The following is a 17002-nucleotide window of genomic DNA, read 5'->3' on the forward strand; positions in this document are numbered from 1 at the left end:
ACCCTGTCCCCCACCTGGGGCATCTACAGCGGCTACGAACTCTGCGAGAACACCCCGCTGCGCAAGGGCAGCGAGGAATACCTCGACTCCGAGAAGTACCAGCTACGCCCCCGCGACTGGGACACCCCGGACACGATCGCTCCCCTGATCACCCGGCTCAACACCATCAGGCGCGAGAATCCGGCCCTGCGGCAGCTGCGCGACCTCCACTTCCACCACGCGGACCAGGAGGCCGTGATCGTGTACTCCAAACGGCACGGCTCGAACACGGTTCTGGTGGTCGCCAACCTCGATCCGCACCACACCCAGGAGGCCACGGTCTCGTTGGACATGCCGCAACTCGGCCTGGACTGGCACGAGTCGGTACCGGTGCGCGACGAGCTCACCGGCGAGACCTATCACTGGGGCAGGGCCAACTATGTGCGCCTTCTGCCTGGCGGCGCCCATGTGCTTGTCGTCGGCTGGGGGTCCGGGGGTTATCCCCCGGATGGGCACAGCCGTGTTCTGCGACCGTCCACCCCGCAGATCGGAGGGTCACCCACAAAATGATCGTCAACGAGCCCGTTCAGGACACCTTCGAGGACACCCCTGCCAAGGATCGTGACCCCGACTGGTTCAAACGCGCCGTCTTCTACGAGGTCCTGGTCCGCTCCTTCCAGGACAGCAACGGCGACGGCGTCGGCGACCTCAAAGGCCTGACCGCCAAACTCGACTACCTGCAATGGCTCGGCGTCGACTGCCTGTGGCTGCCGCCCTTCTTCAAATCCCCCCTCCGCGACGGCGGCTACGACGTCTCCGACTACACCGCCGTCCTCCCCGAATTCGGCGACCTCGCCGACTTCGTGGACTTCGTGGACTCCGCCCACCAGCGCGGCATGCGGGTCATCATCGACTTCGTCATGAACCACACCAGCGACCAGCACCCGTGGTTCCAGGAGTCCAGAAAAGACCCCGACGGCCCCTACGGCGACTACTACGTCTGGGCCGACGACGACAAGGCCTACTCCGACGCCCGCATCATCTTCGTCGACACCGAGGCCTCCAACTGGACCTTCGACCCGGTCCGCAAGCAGTACTTCTTCCACCGCTTCTTCTCCCACCAACCGGACCTCAACTACGAGAACCCGGCCGTGGTGGAGGAGATCCTGTCGGCGCTGAAGTTCTGGCTGGACCTGGGGATCGACGGCTTCCGGCTCGACGCCGTGCCGTATCTGTACGCGGAGGAGGGCACGAACTGCGAAAACCTTCCGGCGACGCACGAGCTCCTGAAGCGGGTGCGCAAGGAGATCGACGCGCACTACCCGGACACGGTGCTGCTGGCGGAGGCCAACCAGTGGCCGGAGGACGTCGTCGACTACTTCGGCGACTACAGCAGCGGCGGCGACGAATGCCACATGGCCTTCCACTTCCCCGTCATGCCGCGCATCTTCATGGCCGTACGACGGGAATCCCGCTATCCCGTCTCGGAAATCCTCGCCAAGACCCCGGCCATTCCCTCCGGCTGCCAGTGGGGCATCTTCCTGCGCAACCACGACGAGCTGACCCTCGAAATGGTCACCGACGAGGAACGCGACTACATGTGGGCGGAATACGCCAAGGACCCCCGCATGCGCGCCAACATCGGCATCCGGCGCAGGCTGGCGCCCCTGCTGGACAACGACCGCAACCAGATCGAACTGTTCACCGCGCTGCTGCTGTCGCTGCCCGGCTCGCCGATCCTGTACTACGGCGACGAGATCGGCATGGGCGACAACATCTGGCTCGGCGACCGCGACGCCGTCCGCACCCCCATGCAGTGGACCCCGGACCGCAACGCCGGCTTCTCGTCCTGCGATCCGGGACGGCTGTATCTGCCGACGATCATGGACCCGGTCCACGGCTACCAGGTGACGAACGTCGAGGCGTCCATGGCCTCGCCGTCCTCGCTCCTGCACTGGACCCGCCGGATGATCGAGATCCGCAAGCAGAACCCCGCGTTCGGACTCGGCACCTACACCGAACTGCAGTCGTCGAACCCGGCCGTCCTCGCCTTCCTGCGCGAGTACGAGGACGACCTGGTGCTGTGCGTGCACAACTTCTCGCGGTTCGCGCAGCCGACGGAGCTGGATCTGCGACGATTCAACGGCCGACATCCCGTCGAACTGTTCGGCGGGGTGCGATTCCCGGCCATCGGTGAGCTCCCGTACTTGCTGACCCTCGGGGGCCACGGCTTCTACTGGTTCCGGCTGCGCAAGGACGCCGCCTGAGAGCCCGGCGGGGCGGTTTCCACCGCCCCGCCCGGGGCACGCAGAAGTAACACCCCGACCCCCCGGGGAAAGGACGCGACGCCATGTCGGAAGCCGTCACCCGTACCGTCACCACTTCGCCCGGCCTCCTTGCGTCACTTGATCCACTGCTGCGGGAGTGGCTGCCACGACAACGGTGGTTCGCGGGCAAGGGGCGTCCGGTCACCGGGTTCTCGCTGGTCGCCGCCACCGAACTGCTGCCGCCCGGCGGCAAGCTGGGCCTGTACCACCTCCTGGTGCGCGCCCATCAGCCGCTCGCGCCGGTGCCGGGCGCACCCGAGCAGCCCGCCGACTGCTACCAGCTCCTCATAGGGGACCGCGAGGCATTGCCGCCCCGGCTCGCGCCCGCGCTGATCGGGCATGTGGCCGAGGGCCCGCTCGCCGGACGCACGGTGTACGACGCCCTGTGCGACGCCCGCCCCGCCGAACTGCTCCTGGAGGCCATGCGCACCGGTGCCCGGATCGGCGCGCTGCGCTTCGAACGGGACGGCGACCAGGAGATCAGGTCGGCTCTGGTGCCGCGCCTGGTCACCTCGGAACAGTCGAACTCGTCGGTCGTCTACGGCGATACGTTCATCCTGAAGCTGTTGCGCCGGGTCGTGCCCGGCGTCAATCCCGATCTGGAGCTGCCGCTCGCGCTGGCCGGCGAGGGCTGCGACCGGGTGCCCGCGCCGACGGCCTGGTTCCGCTCGGAGCTGGCCGGTGAGTCGTACGTACTGGGCGTGCTCCAGCCCTTCGTGCAGGGCGCGACGGACGGCTGGGAGCTGGCGCTGCGCGAGCTGGCCAAGGGCGAGGACTTCGCCGCCGAGGCGCGGGCGCTGGGGCGCGCGACCGCCGAGGTGCACACCGCGCTCGCCCGTACGCTGCCGACGGTGACCCTGGGGCATGCTCAGGTGCAGCAGCTGGTCGACGGCATGGTCGAGCGGCTCGACGCGGCCGCGCAGGCGGTGCCGGCGCTGCGGCCGTACGCGCCCGCGCTGCGCTCCGCCTTCGAGGCGCTGGCGGAGCTCGCCGCCGAGGGGCGCACCTGGACCGCGCAGCGCATCCACGGCGATCTGCACCTCGGGCAGTGCCTGCGTTCGCCCGGCGGCCGGTGGTGGCTGATCGACTTCGAGGGCGAGCCGTCGAAGCCGCTGGCCGAACGGCGGTTGCCGCAGCCGCCGGTGCGGGACGTCGCGGGCATGCTGCGCTCCTTCGACTACGCGGCCCACTCGTCCGACCTGCCGGTGCCGGGCTGGGCCGAGGCCTGCCGGGCCGCGTACTGCTCCGGGTACGCGCAGGTCAGCGGAGCCGATCCCCGCACCGATCCGGTGCTGCTGCGGGCGTACGAGACCGACAAGGCGATCTACGAGGTCGTCTACGAGGCCCGGCACCGCCCCGACTGGCTCCCGGTGCCGCTGTCCGCCATAGGCCGACTCGCCGCGGACTGCGGCGCCCCGTCCTCTTCCCCCCGCCCCTCATCCCCACCCTCGCCTAGGAGGCCCCGCCCGTGACCCCCCGCACCACTCCCTCCAGCGGTTCGGAAGCCGAGAGCACGGCCGCGCAGTCGGTCGAGAAGACGAGCGTCGCCAAGAAGGCGACGACCAGGGCCGCCGAGGCCGCGGAGGCCGTGCAGAAGGGGACGGCCAAGAAGGCGACGGCGAAGGCGGCAGGGCAGAAGAAGGCCGCCGCGAAGAAGACGGCCGGCAAGAAATCCGAGGCGAAGAAACCGGCCGCCAAGAAGGCCACCGCGAAGAAAGCCGCCAAGAAGGCGGTGACGAAGAAGGCCACCGCGAAGACGACGGCGGCGAAGAGCACGACCGCGAAGGCAACAGCGGCGAAAAGCACGGGTGCGAAGAGCACGCCGTCGGCCAAGGGCCCCGCCCCGAAGAAGGCCGCCAAGAAGATTCCCGCGCAGAAGGCGGCGCAGAAGAAGATCCCGGCGCAGAAGGCGGTCCCTAGGCCGACCGAGCCGATGGAACCGATGGAACCGGTGCAGCCGGTGCAGCCGGTGCAGCCAGTGGAGGTCGCTGTCTCCCCGGCGCTCGACGCCGCGGACCGCGATCGACTGCTCACCGGAACCCACCACGCCCCGCACTCCGTGCTCGGCGCGCACCCGGTGCCCGGCGGTGTCGCCTTCCGGGCCTTCAAGCCGTTCGCCCTGTCGGTGACCGTGGTCGCGGGGAACCTGCGGGCCGAACTGCACGACGACGGGGAGGGGTTCTTCTCGGGCCTGCTGCCGCTGCGCGAGGTCCCGGCCGGCTACCGGCTCCTCGTGGCGTACGAGGGGTCGGTGCGGGAGACCGAGGACGCCTACCGCTTCCTGCCCGCGCTGGGCGAGCTCGATCTGCATCTGATCGGCGAGGGCCGCCACGAGGAGCTGTGGCGGGCGCTCGGCGCCGAGCCGATGACCCACCAGGGCGTGACCGGCACCCGCTTCACGGTGTGGGCGCCGAACGCGCGCGGCGTGTCCCTGGCCGGCACGTTCAACTTCTGGGACGGCACGGGCTATCCGATGCGCTCGCTCGGCGGCACCGGGGTCTGGGAGCTGTTTGTGCCCGGTATCGGCGAGGGCGAGCTGTACAAGTTCGAGATCACCCGGCCCGACGGCTCGAAGACGCTGCGCGCGGACCCGATGGCCCGCCGGACGGAGGCCCCGCCGAACACCTCCTCCATCGTGTACGCCTCGGAGCACGAGTGGGGCGACGCGGCATGGCTGGAGCGGCGCGGATCGGTGCCGACGCATGAGGCGCCGTTCTCGGTGTACGAGGTCCACCTGGCGTCCTGGCGGCCGGGCCTGACGTACCGCCAACTGGCCGAGCAGCTCCCCGCGTACGTCAAGGACCTGGGCTTCACCCACGTCGAGCTGATGCCGGTCGCCGAGCACCCCTTCGGCGGCTCGTGGGGCTACCAGGTAACGGGCTTCTACGCGCCCACGGCCCGCCTCGGCACCCCCGACGACTTCAAGTACCTGGTCGACGCCCTGCACCAGGCCGGTATCGGGGTGCTGATGGACTGGGTGCCGGCGCACTTCCCGCGGGACGACTGGGCGCTGGCCGAGTTCGACGGGCGTCCGCTGTACGAGCACGAGGACCCGCTGCGCTCGGCGCACCCCGACTGGGGCACGCTGGAGTTCGACTTCGGGCGGCGCGAGGTGCGCAACTTCCTCGTCGCCAACGCCCTGTACTGGTGCGAGGAGTTCCACATCGACGGGCTCCGGGTGGACGCGGTGGCGTCCATGCTCTACCTGGACTACTCGCGCGAGCCGGGCCAGTGGGTGCCGAACGAGCACGGCGGGCGGGAGAACCTGGACGCGGTGGCGTTCCTCCAGGAGATGAACGCGACGGTGTACCGGCGGGTGCCGGGGGTCGTGACGATCGCTGAGGAGTCGACGGCCTGGGACGGCGTGACGCGTCCTACGCATGTGAGCGGGCCGGGAGGCTTCGGGGGGCTCGGCTTCGGCCTGAAGTGGAACATGGGCTGGATGCACGACTCGCTGGAGTACATGGCCAAGGAGCCGGTGCACCGCAAGTACCACCACAACGAGATGACGTTCTCGATGGTGTACGCGTACAGCGAGAACTACGTGCTGCCCATCTCCCACGACGAGGTGGTGCACGGCAAGCGTTCGCTGGTGTCGAAGATGCCGGGCGACTGGTGGCAGCAGCGCGCCAACCACCGTGCCTACCTCGGCTTCATGTGGGCGCACCCCGGCAAGCAGCTCCTCTTCATGGGGCAGGAGTTCGCGCAGGGCGCCGAGTGGTCGGAGGCGCACGGGCCGGACTGGTGGCTGCTGGATCCGGCGTACGGGGCGGAGCCCGACCATCGCGGGGTGCGGGACCTGCTGCGCGATCTGAACACGGTCTACCGCCACACCCCGGCCCTCTGGCAGCGCGACACCGATCCGTCGGGCTTCCAGTGGGTGGTGGGGGACGCCGCCGACGACAACGTGTTCGCGTTCCTGCGCTATGACGCGGAGGGTGTTCCGCTGCTGGCGGTGTCGAACATGTCGCCGGTCGTCCGGGACGAGTACCGCCTGGGCGTCCCGGACGACGTCCCGGCCTGGCACGAGACGGTGAACACCGACGCGGCCAAGTACGGCGGCAGCGACGTCACCAACCCGGACCCGGTCAAGCCGGAGCCCCAGGGCTGGCACGGACGGCCGGCGAGCATCCGGCTGACGCTGCCGCCACTGGCGACGGTCTGGCTACGCCCGGCCTAGCGGCAGCGCCCCGAAGGGGCGCGGGGAACTGCGCGACCAGCCCCCGACGGCGGTTGGTCGCGCAGTCGTCCCGGCACGCCACGGCGCGGGCGAAGGTGTCACTCCGAAGCGCTCTCGGCCAACGCCTGCGGCAGCCGACCCGTGTGCAGCACCCCCAGCCGCTGCGTCGCGCGGGTCAGCGCCACGTACAGGTCGCTCGTGCCGTACAGCCCCGGCTCCACCACCAGCACGGAGTCGAACTCCAGGCCCTTCGACTGACGCGGGTCGAGCAGGACGACGGTCCGCGTCAGGTCGGGCTCGGTGCCCGCCGTGACGCCGTCCAGCCGGGCCGCCAGCTTCCGGTGCAGATGGCGCGGCGCGATGACCGCGAGCCGGCCCTCGGCCGGGGTGAGCTCCCCGACGGCCTTCGCCACCGCGCCGGGCAGGTCGTCGGTGGCCCGCACCCAGGGACGTACACCGGTGGACCGTACGGAACTCGGCGGTTCGAAGTCCGGGTGCTCCGCCCTGACGACCGCCGCCGCGAGGTCCATGATCTCGGCGGGCGTGCGGTAGTTGACGCCGAGGCGGGTGTGCTCCCAGCGGTCCTCGACGTACGGCTGGAGGATCTTCCGCCACGAGCCGACGCCCGCCGCCTCGGCCGTCTGGGCCGGGTCGCCGACCAGGGTCATCGAGCGGGTCGGGCTGCGCCGCATGAGCAGTCGCCACGCCATCGGCGACAGCTCCTGCGCCTCGTCGACGATGATGTGCCCGAACGCCCAGGTCCGGTCGGCCGCCGCGCGTTCGGCGGCGCTGCGGTGGTCGTCCTCCTCATGGCGCTCGGCGAACCGCTCGGCGTCGATGATGTCGTGCGCGGACAGGACCTCGGAGTCCTCCTCGTGCTTGTCCTCGAACTCGTAGGTGCGCGAGGCGTACGAGACGTCAAGGACGCCCTGCGCGTAGGCGACCTGTGTCTCCCGCTCCCGCTCGGCCAGCGCCCGCCGCACCCGGTCGTCCTCGCCGAGCAGTTCGGCCGCCTCGTCGAGCAGCGGTACGTCCGCCACCGTCCACGCCCGGGTCACGGGCCGGCGGATCGCGGCGACGTCCTCGTCCGGAAGGTAGCCCACGGGGTCGGCGAGGAAGTCCGCGACAAGTCGCTGCGGGGTCAGTCGCGGCCACAGCTGGTCGATGGCGGCCCAGACCTCGGGGTTCTCGGCGATGTCGTCACGGATCTGCGTGATGTCGCTGGGGTCCAGCAGATTCGTACCGTCGAAGGGGTCCGTCCCGACCCGCTCGGCGTACAACTCGGTGAGGGTGTTGAGGATGTGGCCCTCGAAGTGCTCCCGGGCCGCGTTGTGCGGCAGCCGCGCGGCACGGGCCTTCTCCCGCGCCACCTTCACCAGGCCGTCGTCGAGCATGAGGATCTCGCGGTCGTGCTCGATGGCGATGACCGGGTCGGGCAGCGCCTGCCAGTCCCGGACGACTTCGGCGAGCACGTCCGCCATGTCGGCGCGGCCCTTCACCGCGGCCGCCTCCCGGGTGTCGGTCGCGGTCGCCTTCACACCGGGGAACAGTTCGCCGACGGTGGCCAGCAGCACGCCCGTCTCGCCCAGCGCGGGCAGGACCTCACCGATGTAGCCGAGGAAGGCGGGGTTGGGGCCGACGATCAGGACCGCGCGCTTGGCGAGCAGTTCCCGGTGTTCGTAGAGGAGGTAGGCCGCGCGGTGCAGGGCGACGGCCGTCTTGCCGGTGCCCGGACCGCCCTCCACGACCAGCACTCCGCGGTGCGGTGCCCGGATGATCTCGTCCTGCTCGGCCTGGATGGTCTGCACGATGTCGTTCATGCGGCCGGTGCGCGCGGTGTTCAGCGCGGCGAGCAGGACCGCGTCGCCGGTCGGGTCCTCGTGGCCGGTGCGCTCCCGGTCGCCGAGGTCGAGGATCTCGTCGTGCAGGGCGGTCACCGTACGGCCGCTGGTGGTGATGTGCCGCCGGCGCCTGAGCCCCATCGGGGTGTGGCCGGTGGCCAGGTAGAAGGGCCGGGCGACGTCGGCCCGCCAGTCGAGAAGGATCGGCGTGCGTTCGGCGTCGTCGGTGCGCAGGCCGATACGGCCGATGTGGTGGGTGGTGCCGGAGGAGAGGTCGATCCGGCCGAAGCACAGCGAGCCGTCCACGGCGTTCAGCGCGGCGAGCAGCCCCGAGCGCTCGGCGACCAGGATGTCCCGCTCCAGCCGGGCCTGCATGGGCGTGTTGCCCTGGGCGAGCGCGTCCGTGACGGAGTCCTCGGTGTCACCGCGCAGCGCGTCCACGCGCGCGTACAGGTCGTCGATGAATTCCTGCTCGCGTCGCATTTCACCGTCTTGAAATTCGGTGTTTGACAATTCTGCTCCCGCCCGGATATACTGTGCTCACTGAACTTCACCGCGACCGAATTCACGCGAAGTCGCGAACCATTGAATATACGCAAAGAAATCCCCCGAGCGCAATTGCTCGGGGGATTTCTTGTGTGGGGCCTGGAATCACAGCACGTCGGCGAGCTCCTCCAGCAGCCGCCGCTTGGGCCGCGCCCCCACCATCGCCTTCACCGGCTCACCGGCGCGGAACACCATGAACGTCGGCATGGAGAGCACCTTGTAGGCGTTCGTGGTCAGCGGGTTGGTGTCCACGTCCAGCTGCACCACCTTCAGCCGCTCCCCCTCCTCCGCGGCCAGGGCAGTGAGCACCGGCCCCATCTGCCGGCAGGGCGGGCACCAGTCCGCGGTGAACTCCACGAGCACCGGCAGTTCCGCCCCGATCACCTCCGTCTCGAAGTCCCGGTCCGTCACCTCGGCCACGCCCGCCGCCCTGATCACAGCTCCTGCCCTCCCAGTTCGCACAACGGTGTTTCCCCTTCGCCCATGGCCGCCAGCCGCACCCCGATCTGCGCCCGCACGGCCCGCAACTCGCCGATCAGCGCGTCGAGCTCGTCCAGTTTGCGCCGGTAGACCGCAATCGAGGCGGGACACGAGTCGCCCTCCGGGTGCCCGGCCCGCAGACACTCCACGAAGGGCCGGGTCTCCTCCAGGTCGAACCCGAAGTCCTGCAACGTCCTGATCTGCCGCAGCAGCTTCAGATCGGCCTCGTCGTAGGTCCGATAGCCGTTGCCGCCGCGCCGCGCGGGCAGCAGCCCCCGCGACTCGTAGTAGCGCAAGGTGCGCGTCGTGGTCCCGGCCCGCGCGGCCAGCTCGCCGATTCGCATGCCTACGAACGTAATCCTTGACGCCGACGTCAGGGCAACCGCGACAGGAACGGCCGCTCGCCCTCGCCCCCGTCCTCGCCGCCGTCCTCGTCGTGGGTGTCCTCCACGCCGAGCAGGCGGCGGGTGAGATGGTCCTGGTCGGAGAGGAGTTCGTCGAGGGCGGCGCGCAGGTCGTCCGGTTCCGTGCGGGGCGATTCACGCTCGGCCGCGATCAGTACGGCGCGCCGGACCAGCTCCTTGGTGAAGGAGGCCGTCGTGCCCTCCGTGCGGGCCACCACCTCGTCCGTGACGTCCTCGCCGAGGCCGAGCCCGGCGCCGTAGAGACCGAGCAGTCGTGCGCGGCCCTCCCCGTCCGGAAGGGGGATCTCCACGGCGAGGTCGATCCGGCCGGGCCGCTGGGCCAGGGCCGGCTCCAGCAGGTCGGCGCGGTTGGTGGTGAGCAGGAAGGCGACGTCGGCGTCGTCGCCGAGACCGTCCATCTCGTTCAGGACCTGGAAGAGCAGGGGTTGGTCGCCGCCGCCGTAGTCTCGGGCCTCGGCGACCAGGTCGCAGTCCTCCAGGACGACGAGCGCCGGCTGGAGCATCCGGGCCAGCGCGCAGGCGGGGCCGATGGCCGAGATGCCGGTGCCGGCGAGGATCACCACGGTGAACTGCGGGAGGTGGGAGAGCAGATAGCGGATCGTGTGGGTCTTGCCGGTGCCGGGCGGGCCGTACAGCAGCAGTCCGCGGCGCAGGTGCTGGCCCGCCGCGCGCAGCTGTTCGCGGCGCCGGGCGACGCCCATGACCTGGCGTTCGAGGCGTTCCAGGAGGCCGGTGGGCAGCACGATGTCGTCGCGGGTGAGGTCGGGGCGGCGGTGGAAGCGGAAGGGCCCGAGACCGCGTCCGAACTCTGAGCCCTCGAAGGAGAGGACCTGGCCCCGGAAGACGTTGTGCTCTCGTACGAGGGTGTCGAGCTCGGCGAGCAGCCGGTCCGCGAACTCCTTGTCCTTCGCGAGGACCTCGACCTCGACCTTGTTGCGCCCGTACTCGTCCTGGGGCCCGCGCAGCAGCACCGCGAACCGTTCGTCGCCGTCCAGGCCGAGGTAGAAGCCGCAGGAGACGCAGGCCAGTTCGGTGTCCGGGGCGACGGGGAGGTGGGCGTAGTCGACGGCGCCGATCACGAAGCGGTCGTAGCGGTCGGCCGCGTCGAGGATGTCGCCGAGGGTGAGGTCACCGTGGTGCTGGGCACCGCGCAGGCCGATGAGCTCGTAGGAGCGGGCGGGGTCGGCGGCGAACCAGCGCTCCAGAGCGAGATGCACGTTCGGCAGTTCGTACGGTGGATACGCGGCCTTGACCACGGGACGGTCGGAGGGCGTGGAGCCGAGGTGGGTCATCAGCCGGGTGCTGAGGTTACGGCCGTCCTTCTGGTCCTGGCGCGAAGCGCGGGCGACCGCCTCCATGAACTCGTGGAAAAGATCGCTGACTTGGTCCAGTGAGATGGCCGACGTCTCTTCCGCCATGCCCGCCTCCTGCTCCCGGTGAACGGTCCGCATCACGGTGTTCCAGCGTGCGGGCGGGCGGAGGACAGGTCAAAAGGATTTCCGGCGAGGGGGGCGGGCCGGAGGAGGCGGAGGACGCAGATGCTCCGCGAAGGGACGGGCCCCGGCCCACAATCCCGGGGAGGGCCCGCCTCTTCACTCCCCCGGTGCGGTGGCTGGGCGGGCGAACCAGTCTCGGGCCGCCTCCGGGCGGCCGGTGAGCAGCAGGAGCAGGCCGCCGATCGGGCCGCGGACCTCGTCGCCCTCGCCTCGGGTCCACTCGATGTCGGTGGCGATCAGCCGGGAGCGCGGGAGCGGCCAGGGGCGGGGCGGGAAGCGCATGGTCCACACCCGGTCGGCGGCGTCGCGGGCGGCCCGCGGGGGCATGGGGCGTACGCGGCCGAGGGCGAGCGCGATGTCCTGGCCGTGGACGAGGATGTCGAGCAGGGGTTCGCGGGGCGTGGTGGTCGGGGCGAGGCTGCGGGAGCCGATGGTCGAGCGGAGGTTGCCGACGATCTCGGCCACGGGCAGCCGGGCCTCACGCACCGCCGAGTCATGGATCATGCGGTTCCAGTTGCCGCGGGCGCGGACCATCTCCTTGACGCCGTCGCGGTAGCTGAAGCGCGCCGCCATCGTCAGATGCGCCGCGACGTCCCGCACCCGCCAGTCCCCGCATCGCGTGGGTGTCTCCCACTCGTCGGGGCGCAGCCCCTCCAGCAGTTCGGCCAGGCTCTCCCGCTCCCGGTCGACGATCCGCCAGCGCTCGTCCACGTCCAGCACGGCACTCATGGGAATCACCCACTCAAGTGGTAAGCTTCTCTGACCAAATTAGTCAGAGACTCTGACCAGAGTCAAGCAGTGCGCGGCCCGTCGTCCACGGCCGGCCGGCCGCACAGTCGTACGAGGAGGCGCCGGACATGGTGGCGGAGAGCGAGCTCACCACGGGCGTGCTCCTGTTCCTCCCCTACCGGGCCCTGGAGAACCGTGTCTTCGCAGCCCTCGCCGAGGCCGGCTTCGACGATTTCACGCCCGCCCAGGCCCGGCTCATGCAGCGCATCGGCCCCAACGGCACCCGTCTCACCGAGCTGGCCGAACAGGCGCAGGTCACCAAGCAGACGGCGGGGTTCCTGGTCGACCAGCTGGAGAAGACGGGATACGTACGCCGCGTACCGGACCCGACCGACGGACGGGCCCGACTGGTGTGCGGTGCGCAAAAGGCCTGGGCGGCCAAGGAGGTCGCGGACGCGGTGGTCGCCGAGGTCGAGCGGGAGTGGGAGGCCCACCTCGGGAAACGGCGGATGCGGCAACTGCGGGAGGCACTGACGCTGTTGCGGGAGATCACCGATCCCTGGGCCTAGGCGTGCTGCCCTCCGGAAAAGCCGTCAGGCGTACGGCGGTTGCCGTACGCCTGCGAGGGTGACCGGGCGGCTGAGCGACGGGGGACAGCTCAGCCGCCCGGAGTGGGATGGCCGGACGCCCGGCCCCGGTTCAGGCGGGGCCGGGCGTCCGGAGCACTGGGGGCCGAAGACCCTCGGAAGCACCCGGGAAGGGCGGCTCACGCCTTGGCGAGTTCCTTCTCCCCGCCCTGCTCCGGCACCTCGGCCGGCTCCCCGGCGTGGTCGTCCAGAAGGGTCTTCTCGTCGAACGGGATGTCGCCGGCGAGCACCTGGTCGACGCGCCCGCGGTCGATCTCCTTCGTCCAGGTGCCGATCAGCACCGTGGCGACGGCGTTGCCCGCGAAGTTCGTCAGGGCGCGGGCCTCGCTCATGAAGCGGTCGATGCCGACGATGAGGCCGATGCCGTCCACCAGGGCGGGCTTGTGCGACTGAAGGCCACCCGCCAGGGTCGCGAGGCCGGCACCGGTGACGCCCGCGGCGCCCTTGGAGGCGACCAGCAGGAAGAGCAGCAGCGGGATCTGCTCGCCGACCGACATCGGCGTACCCATGGCGTCGGCGATGAACAGGGACGCCATGGTCATGTAGATCATGGTGCCGTCGAGGTTGAAGGAGTAGCCGGTCGGGACGGTGATGCCGACGACCGGCTTGCTGACGCCCAGGTGCTCCATCTTCGCGATGAGGCGCGGCAGCGCCGACTCGGAGGAGGAGGTCGACAGGATCAGCAGGAACTCACGGCCCAAGTACTTGAAGAACGTGAGGATGTTCAGGCCCGCGACGATCCTCAGCAGCGTGCCGAGCACGATGAAGACGAAGAGGAAGCAGGTGACGTAGAAGCCGAGCATCAGCACGGCGAGGCTCTTCAGCGCGTCCAGACCGGCGGAACCGGTGACGGCGGCGATGGCGCCGAAGGCACCGATCGGCGCGGCCCACATGACCATGGCCAGGATGCGGAAGACGAGGCGCTGGATGTGCTGCACACCGCGCAGGATCGGCTCCCCGGCGGAGCCCATGGCCTGGAGCGCGAAGCCCGCGAGCAGCGCGACGAGCAGGGTCTGCAGGACCGACTCCGAGGTGAAGGCGGAGACGATCGTGGTGGGGATGATGCCGAGCAGGAACTCGGTGGTGTCCTTGGCCTCGGCGTCGACCTGCGCGTGACCGGCGTCCTTGACGGCGTCGGTGACCGCGAGGCCGGTGCCCGGCTCCAGGATGTTGCCGACGACGAGACCGATCGCGAGCGCGACCAGCGACATCGCGAGGAAGTAGACCAGGGCGATACCGCCGACGGCGCCGACCTTGGCGGCCTTGCGGACCGAGCCGATGCCCAGGACGATCGTGCAGAAGATGATCGGCGAGATCATCATCTTGATCAGCGCGACGAAGCCGGTACCGATGGGCTTCAGCTCGACCGCGAAGTCGGGGGCGGCGAGGCCCACGGTGATACCGAGGGCGACCGCGATGATCACCGCGATGTAGAGGTAGTGCGTGCGGTCCCGTTTGGCGACGGGTGCGGCAGGTGCCGTATCGGGGGAACTGGCGGCGGCCACGGCTGCCCTCCTTGACGTCTTCGTCGGTTGTCACCGGCGTGCGGCTCACGTCCGGGGTGGGGGGTCGCTGATCGGCTGCCGAGCCCCGGGGGACGGGGTCGTATTTCAGCGATGCGGTGACTATCTCCCGCGGTGTGAGGGCGGTCACCCTTCCGTTCATTTAGTTCACAATCAGCCATGGAGGCAGACTGACGACATGCGCATCCCCGTCCCGAGACCCCGCAGCCTGGCCGGACAGCTCTTCGCCATGCAGGCCGTGCTGATAGCGGTGCTCGTCGCCGGGTACGCGGTGTTCACCTATCTCAGCGACACCGGCCAGGCCGAGGACGCCGCGGGCCGCCAGGCCAAGGCGGTGGCCCAGTCGATCGCCGACGCCCCGTCCGTACGGGAGGCGATCCGCACCGCCGACCCCACGGCCGAGCTCCAGCCGTACGCGCTGCGGGTCCAGCGCGACGCCGAGGTCGACTTCGTCACGATCATGAACACCAAGGGCATCCGCTGGACGCACCCGGACGAGGAGCAGATCGGGCAGCACTTCCGCGGCCACACCGCGCGCGCCCTGCGCGGGGAGCCCTTCACCGAGACGTACACCGGCACACTGGGGCCGTCCGTGCGGGCGGTGGTACCGATCTACGACGGCGGCCGGGACCCGGAGCACATCGTCGGGCTGGTCAGCGCGGGCATCCGGGTCGAGGCGATCAGCAAGCGGGTGCAGGACCAGCTCACGGCCCTGATCGGGGTGGCGGCGGGCGCCCTCGCGCTGGGCGCGATCGGCACGTACGTGATCAACGCCCGCCTCCGCCGGCACACCCACGGCATGAACGCGGCCGAGCTGAGCCGGATGCACGACTATCACCAGGCCGCGTTGCACGCGGTGCGTGAGGGGCTGCTGATGCTGGACGGGCAGTTCCGGGTGGCGTTGATCAACGACGGCGGGCGGGAACTGCTCGGCGTGGCGGGCGACGTGGTGGGCCGGTCGGTGGCGGAGCTCGGGCTGCCGGCCCCGCTGACCGGGGCACTGCTGGCGTCCGAGCCGAGGGTGGACGAGGTGTATCTGACGGATGAGCGGGTGCTGGTGGTCAACACCTCGCCGGTGTCGGGCGGTGAGCGCCGTGGCACGGTGGTGACCCTGCGCGATGTCACCGAACTCCAGTCCCTGATGGGCGAGTTGGACTCCGAGCGGGGCTTCACCCAGGCGCTGCGGTCCCAGGCGCACGAAGCGGCGAACCGGCTGCACACGGTGGTCTCGCTGATCGAACTGGGCCGCGCGGAGGAGGCGGTGGAGTTCGCGACCGCCGAGCTGGAGCTGGCGCAGGCACTGACCGACCAGGTGGTGGCGGCGGTGAGCGAGCCGGTGCTGGCCGCGCTGCTGCTGGGTAAGACGGCACAGGCCAATGAGCGGGGCGTGGAACTGGTGGTGTCGGAGGACAGCCGGCTCGACGACGGTCTGCTGCCGGACACCCTGCCCGCCCGGGACCTGGTGACGATACTGGGCAACCTGATCGACAACGCGGTGGACGCGGCGCAGGGAAGCGTGGGGGCACGGGTGACGGTGACGGCGTACGCCGAGGGCGGCGAACTGGTACTCCGGGTGTCGGACACCGGCGCCGGGGTGGATCCCGCGCTCGGTGAGACGGTGTTCCAGCGCGGCTTCTCCACGAAGCCGGCCGGACCGGGCGGCCGGGGCCTGGGCCTGGCCCTGGTCCGACAGGCCGTGGCCCGACACCAAGGCGTGCTGTCGGTGGCGGAGGCCGACGGGGGTGGGGCGGTGTTCGAGGTACGGATGCCGTTGGTGGACGGGACGGGCTCGACGGGAGAGGCTGACTCGTCGCAAGGGGCGGGCTCGGGCTCCGCGGCGGGCACGGGCACAGGCTCCGAGGCGGGCACGGGCTCCCCGACGGGCACGGGCACGGGCACGGGCTCCCCGACGGGTACGGGCACGGGCTCCCCGACGGGTACGGGCACGGGCTCCCCGACGGGTACGGGCACGGGCTCCCCGGCGGGCACGGGTGCGGGTGCGGGTTCGGGCGGCGGCGCGTCCGTCGAGGGGGGTGGCCCGGCGGAGAGGGCCGCTTCCCAGGGCGCGGTGGGTTCGAGAGGTGACGTATGACGGCGGCGGCCGAGCAGGCGATTCGCGTCCTGGTCGTGGAGGACGACCCGGTGGCGGCGGACGCGCACATGATGTACGTCGGGCGGGTGCCCGGCTTCGTCGCGGTCGGCAAGGCGCACACGGGCGCGGAGGCGCGGCGCGCGTTGGAGCGGACGCCGGTGGATCTGTTGCTGCTCGACCTGCATCTGCCGGATGTGCACGGGTTGCAGTTGGCGCGGTCCTTGCGGGCGGCCGGGCATCACGCGGATGTCATCGCGGTGACGTCGGCCCGGGATCTGGCGGTGGTGCGGGAGGGCGTGTCGCTGGGGGTGGTCCAGTACGTCCTGAAGCCCTTTACGTTCGCCACGCTTCGGGATCGGCTCGTGCGGTACGCCGAGTTCCATGCGGCCGTGGGGGAGGCGAGCGGGCAGGACGAGGTGGACCGGGCGCTGGGCGCGCTGCGGGCGCCCTCGCCCGCGGCGCTGCCCAAGGGGTTGAGTGCGCCGACGCTGGAGCGGGTGACGGTGGCGCTGCGGGAGGTCGAGGAGGGACTCACCGCGGCGGGGGTCGCTGAGGCCGTGGGGATCTCCCGTATCACGGCTCGGCGGTATCTGGAACATCTGGTGGAGGCGGGGAGGGCTGAGCGGGCCCCGGTTTATGGGCAGGTGGGACGGCCGGAGTTGGTTTATCGGTGGGTTCGGGGTGGGGGTGGGCGGTGAGGGCGGCGGCGTAAGTCCGAGCTTCGGCGGCTCCGGTGG

The 17002-nt window shown here is 70.7% G+C and carries 12 protein-coding genes and 1 pseudogene; 7 read left to right on the plus strand and 6 right to left on the minus strand.

Annotation, left to right across the window (positions count from 1 at the left end; translation table 11 throughout):
- The 4 genes and pseudogenes from ACFPQ9_RS00005 to glgB form a co-directional block, all read left to right on the plus strand.
- Positions 1-549: pseudogene (locus tag ACFPQ9_RS00005) on the plus strand (DUF3459 domain-containing protein); the annotation flags it as partial.
- Positions 546-2246: a maltose alpha-D-glucosyltransferase gene (treS, locus tag ACFPQ9_RS00010; RefSeq protein WP_380844381.1), complete on the plus strand. Its 1701-nt coding sequence runs from the start codon at positions 546-548 to the stop codon at positions 2244-2246. The pseudogene ACFPQ9_RS00005 and the gene treS, both read left to right, overlap by 4 nt.
- Positions 2247-2329: 83 nt before the next feature.
- Positions 2330-3778 carry a maltokinase N-terminal cap-like domain-containing protein gene (locus ACFPQ9_RS00015; RefSeq protein ID WP_380844384.1) on the plus strand — a complete coding sequence of 483 codons (1449 nt, stop codon included), beginning with the start codon at positions 2330-2332 and terminating at the stop codon, positions 3776-3778.
- Positions 3775-6486 (plus strand): 1,4-alpha-glucan branching enzyme, encoded by a 2712-nt coding sequence (glgB, locus tag ACFPQ9_RS00020; protein ID WP_380844387.1) that lies wholly within the window; start codon positions 3775-3777, stop codon positions 6484-6486. The genes ACFPQ9_RS00015 and glgB overlap by 4 nt, the downstream gene beginning before the upstream one ends.
- Before the next feature lie 98 nt (positions 6487-6584).
- On the opposite strand, the gene ACFPQ9_RS00025 is transcribed toward glgB, so the two are convergent.
- From ACFPQ9_RS00025 to ACFPQ9_RS00045, 5 genes are all read right to left on the minus strand, one after another.
- The gene (locus ACFPQ9_RS00025) at positions 6585-8810 is read right to left on the minus strand and encodes a HelD family protein (RefSeq protein WP_380844389.1); all 2226 of its coding nucleotides are present in this window, start codon (positions 8808-8810) and stop codon (positions 6585-6587) included.
- A gap of 168 nt (positions 8811-8978) precedes the next feature.
- Positions 8979-9311 (minus strand): thioredoxin family protein, encoded by a 333-nt coding sequence (locus ACFPQ9_RS00030; protein WP_380844392.1) that lies wholly within the window; start codon positions 9309-9311, stop codon positions 8979-8981.
- On the minus strand, positions 9308-9697 hold the full coding sequence (locus tag ACFPQ9_RS00035) for a MerR family transcriptional regulator (RefSeq protein WP_380844395.1): 390 nt from the start codon (positions 9695-9697) through the stop codon (positions 9308-9310). Before ACFPQ9_RS00035 ends, ACFPQ9_RS00030 begins: the two co-directional genes overlap by 4 nt.
- Before the next feature lie 29 nt (positions 9698-9726).
- A complete protein-coding gene (locus tag ACFPQ9_RS00040) occupies positions 9727-11196 on the minus strand; it encodes an AAA family ATPase (protein ID WP_380844398.1) in 1470 nt (489 codons plus the stop codon).
- 174 nt (positions 11197-11370) lie between these two features.
- Positions 11371-12003, minus strand: a complete 633-nt coding sequence (locus ACFPQ9_RS00045; RefSeq protein WP_380844401.1) for a maleylpyruvate isomerase family mycothiol-dependent enzyme — start codon at positions 12001-12003, stop codon at positions 11371-11373.
- 128 nt (positions 12004-12131) lie between these two features.
- Here ACFPQ9_RS00045 and ACFPQ9_RS00050 point away from each other — a divergent pair, with 128 nt between their 5' ends.
- On the plus strand, positions 12132-12572 hold the full coding sequence (locus tag ACFPQ9_RS00050; RefSeq protein ID WP_380844404.1) for a MarR family winged helix-turn-helix transcriptional regulator: 441 nt from the start codon (positions 12132-12134) through the stop codon (positions 12570-12572).
- A gap of 197 nt (positions 12573-12769) precedes the next feature.
- Here the strand turns inward: ACFPQ9_RS00050 and ACFPQ9_RS00055 are convergent, their stop codons facing one another.
- Entirely contained in the window at positions 12770-14155 is a 1386-nt protein-coding gene (locus ACFPQ9_RS00055) for a cation:dicarboxylate symporter family transporter (RefSeq protein ID WP_380844407.1), read from the minus strand.
- A gap of 196 nt (positions 14156-14351) precedes the next feature.
- Here ACFPQ9_RS00055 and ACFPQ9_RS00060 point away from each other — a divergent pair, with 196 nt between their 5' ends.
- Entirely contained in the window at positions 14352-16265 is a 1914-nt protein-coding gene (locus ACFPQ9_RS00060; RefSeq protein WP_380844410.1) for a sensor histidine kinase, read from the plus strand.
- Entirely contained in the window at positions 16262-16963 is a 702-nt protein-coding gene (locus ACFPQ9_RS00065; RefSeq protein WP_380844413.1) for a response regulator, read from the plus strand. Before ACFPQ9_RS00060 ends, ACFPQ9_RS00065 begins: the two co-directional genes overlap by 4 nt.
- The last annotated feature ends 39 nt before the right edge of the window (positions 16964-17002 follow it).

It is taken from the genome of Streptomyces coerulescens, assembly GCF_042657965.1.
Lineage (GTDB): Bacteria > Actinomycetota > Actinomycetes > Streptomycetales > Streptomycetaceae > Streptomyces > Streptomyces coerulescens.